This window comes from Aequorivita sp. Q41, assembly GCF_039831855.1.
In the GTDB taxonomy this organism is placed as follows: domain Bacteria; phylum Bacteroidota; class Bacteroidia; order Flavobacteriales; family Flavobacteriaceae; genus Aequorivita.
The window spans coordinates 1-3006 of sequence record NZ_JBDPMS010000009.1 but is presented as its reverse complement, the minus strand read 5'-3'; the positions used below and the strand labels follow the sequence as shown (position 1 = coordinate 3006).

The window sequence follows — 3006 nt, the reverse complement described above, 5'->3', positions numbered from 1 at the left end:
TAAAAAATGCTTATTTTAGTGCTTAACCAAAGGGTAGGAGTGTGTTTGGTTTTGTTCGGGTTTAACACGAACAATCACAGAAATTAATCCCGCACATTTCATACACAAACCCGTTAGCAAAAATAGTACATAATCATCAGTGTTACTCTGGTTTAAACTTGAGTTACTAGCATTAACTTTTCTATTTCATTTCAAGATTTTTGCTTCTTTCCGTTTTTGGAGAACTAAACGCTTTTATGGTTTGTCTTTATTTGCTGTGTTGTTGGAATAACTTTCAAGAAAAATAATTACTTCATTGAATATAGAATTCTTTATTACAAAATTCCTTACTAAAATTTAAACTCAATTTTCGCTAATCTGCCAAATTATTGAGAGCGTTCTGAATCGTTCTAAAATCCAAAAAAGGTGTACGTGAGTTATTTTATGTGCAACCTAAATGCTATTTAGGAAATCGCTTATTTGCTATCTTTAAGGATTCTTTAGCTTCTCTGCCAAGTATTTGAATAGCATTCTGATTCGGTTGCTTTGGGAAATAGCTATCGTTTGTTCTTTTCTAATGGTTTCTGCTGCACTACTTTGGCTAACAACGTGTCATAAGTTATTGCTTAATTTATTTTTCCATAGGAAAAATTAAAACGATAGAACTTGTTGATTGCTTTTTATTAACTTTAGCGTTAATAAACGCAACAACTCATACACAAAACCGTTGTGCGTAAGTTAAAAAAACTGTGCGGAAAACCGTAAGAATATTATTTTTTAAAAACATTCCTTTGTAAATATTGAATTTAAATAAAGTCAAATTAGCATAACCAACATATAAAAATATGAAAAAAATTACATTATTACTACTAGGAGCAACACTTATGCTTTCTTGTGGAAAGTCAAAAGAAGAACAACTTATTGCAGATTATGCTCAAACATTGGGCGATGCAAAAATGGATTTAAACTTCAAAATGAAAAATCTAGAAAAGGTTGAAGATATAACAGCTAAAGATAGTTTGGAAATCCTTAAATCATATTTCACTGAAAAAAAGGCTAATAAAATTAGTGAATTTCAAGACGGAATAAACTACAACAAAGAAAATTTAGACAAGCATACAAAAGAATTAGCAGAAACAAATCCAAATCATAGTAGTCTTGTAGAATTATATGAAAGGTATATAAATGAAGCAAAATCAGAAATCGAAAGATATGAGCAAAACATAAAATTATATGAGGGAGATTGTCAAGGAACATTTCTAGAACCAGTTCTAATCTCGATTAAAGATTATGAGAAAAGAGGAGACGAAATATTAGTATCAAAATTTAAAGCTAATTTTACTATGAATAATCCTTTGCTGAATAATACCAAACAAGAAATAACTAGGACTTATTATTTAGATGGTGATAGAACCAAAGTATTAAGTACGGAAAGTGAATAAATCATATGATATGAATTTAAAAGATTTTATAAAAAATACTGTTTCATCAATAAGTGAAGCAATTATTGAAAGTCAAACAGAATTGACTAAAAAAGGAGTTATTGTAAATCCCGAGAAAACAGAAATCGGAAAAACTGGTGAAAAATTGTTACGGAGTAATGGCTGGAGATATGTTCAAAATTTGGATTTTGATATTCTAGTAGCTGTTGATGATAAACAAGGAACTGGTGGAAAAGGAGAATTAAAAGTTGCAGGATTATTAAGCGTTGGTGGTGGAATTTCAGATGAAAACCTAACAAAAAATCATAATCGAATAAAGTTTACTATACCAGTAGCTTTTAGCACAGCACCAACACCATCGGAGTATACACCGAAAATAAAAGGAACATTAATCTGAAAAAAACCTACGCACAACAACGTGTATAATTCATGCTCTACTTCTACTTCAATTAAAATTTAATATATTTAACTATATGATTTGCATCGACTGAAAATCTACGGATTTCCATCGCACAAATCATACACGAACACGTTGTGCGCAAGCTAAAAAAACACTCTGCAATAAATGACAAAACCGATAAAGAAGAATTTTATGTCTGGAAAACATTGGATTATTGTTTTAATAATCTTGATTTCTAGTTACGCAATATATAATGGAATAAAAGATAAAAATCAAAGATGGACTGCCGAAAGCGCAAAAATCTTAACTAATAAATGTGTTTCTGACTCAAAAGAAATGGCGGAAAATTATCCTGAATTGACTAACGAATACTGTAAATGCTCGACCGAAAAAATTCAAGCTGAATTTACTCAATCAGAATATATTGAGATTACGAAAATGTCAATTGAAAATCAAACTAAAAAATTATTGCCAGTATTTCAAAGCTGTTTAACCGAATATCAATCGAAAATAAAAACAAAAAATCAAGAATAGGTTTATGATAAAACCAAAGTCCGATATCATTAAAAATATTGCGCAAGAATTAGATTGCGGATTCGACTGCTATTTTAATTCCAAAACTGAAGAAATTGTTGCAATTCCAAACTTCACGCAATTTTTAGACGAGGATGAATTTAAAGAAGCTTTTAGTGACAGTTTAGAAAAAGTGGAAAAACATAAAACTGATTTTATAAAATTTGAGACATTAGAAAGTTTTGAGTCGTTTAAAATTATGGAGCTTTTTGTTGAGCAGTTATCTGACCAAAATATAAAGTCGGAATTAGAAAATATTTTAGCAAATAAAAAGCCATTTCAGAATTTTAAACATAAAATCGACCATTCTGAATTTAGACAAAGTTGGTTTGAATTTAAGAAAAGTGAGTTGGAAAAAATAGTAGAAAACCAATTAGACAGTGGAAAAGCCGGCGCACAACACCGTATATAATTTATTGCTAGTTCTAACCTACTTACGAAAATCCTCGCGGATTTTCTATTTGGTTTTTATTTGCTAAATTAGGTGCTTAACCACGCAACAAACCATATACAAACACGTTGTGTGCAATTTGAGAAAAATTTTGCTTTAATACCAATTTTTGGTATATTTGAGTAAATTTATATCAAATGAACAAAAACACATCAATATCG

4 protein-coding genes are annotated in these 3006 nt (G+C 29.7%); all 4 read left to right on the top strand.

Annotation, left to right across the window (positions count from 1 at the left end; translation table 11 throughout):
• Positions 1-824 precede the first annotated feature (824 nt).
• The 4 genes from ABJ955_RS13415 (at position 825) to ABJ955_RS13400 (ending at position 2806) form a co-directional block, all read left to right on the top strand.
• Positions 825-1421 carry a hypothetical protein gene (locus ABJ955_RS13415; protein WP_347375142.1) on the top strand — a complete coding sequence of 199 codons (597 nt, stop codon included), beginning with the start codon at positions 825-827 and terminating at the stop codon, positions 1419-1421.
• 10 nt (positions 1422-1431) lie between these two features.
• Positions 1432-1818, top strand: a complete 387-nt coding sequence (locus ABJ955_RS13410; RefSeq protein ID WP_347375141.1) for a hypothetical protein — start codon at positions 1432-1434, stop codon at positions 1816-1818.
• A 195-nt stretch (positions 1819-2013) separates the two neighbouring features.
• Entirely contained in the window at positions 2014-2355 is a 342-nt protein-coding gene (locus ABJ955_RS13405) for a hypothetical protein (protein ID WP_347375140.1), read from the top strand.
• A 4-nt stretch (positions 2356-2359) separates the two neighbouring features.
• Entirely contained in the window at positions 2360-2806 is a 447-nt protein-coding gene (locus tag ABJ955_RS13400) for a UPF0158 family protein (protein WP_347375139.1), read from the top strand.
• Positions 2807-3006: the final 200 nt, after the last annotated feature.

Excerpts from the sequence above, each read along its gene's own strand:
- ABJ955_RS13415 (WP_347375142.1), top strand. The coding sequence starts at position 825 with ATGAAAAAAATTACATTATTACTACTAGGAGCAACACTTATGCTTTCT.
- ABJ955_RS13405 (WP_347375140.1), top strand. The coding sequence starts at position 2,014 with ATGTCTGGAAAACATTGGATTATTGTTTTAATAATCTTGATTTCTAGT.
- ABJ955_RS13400 (WP_347375139.1), top strand. The coding sequence starts at position 2,360 with ATGATAAAACCAAAGTCCGATATCATTAAAAATATTGCGCAAGAATTA.
- ABJ955_RS13410 (WP_347375141.1), top strand. The coding sequence starts at position 1,432 with ATGAATTTAAAAGATTTTATAAAAAATACTGTTTCATCAATAAGTGAA.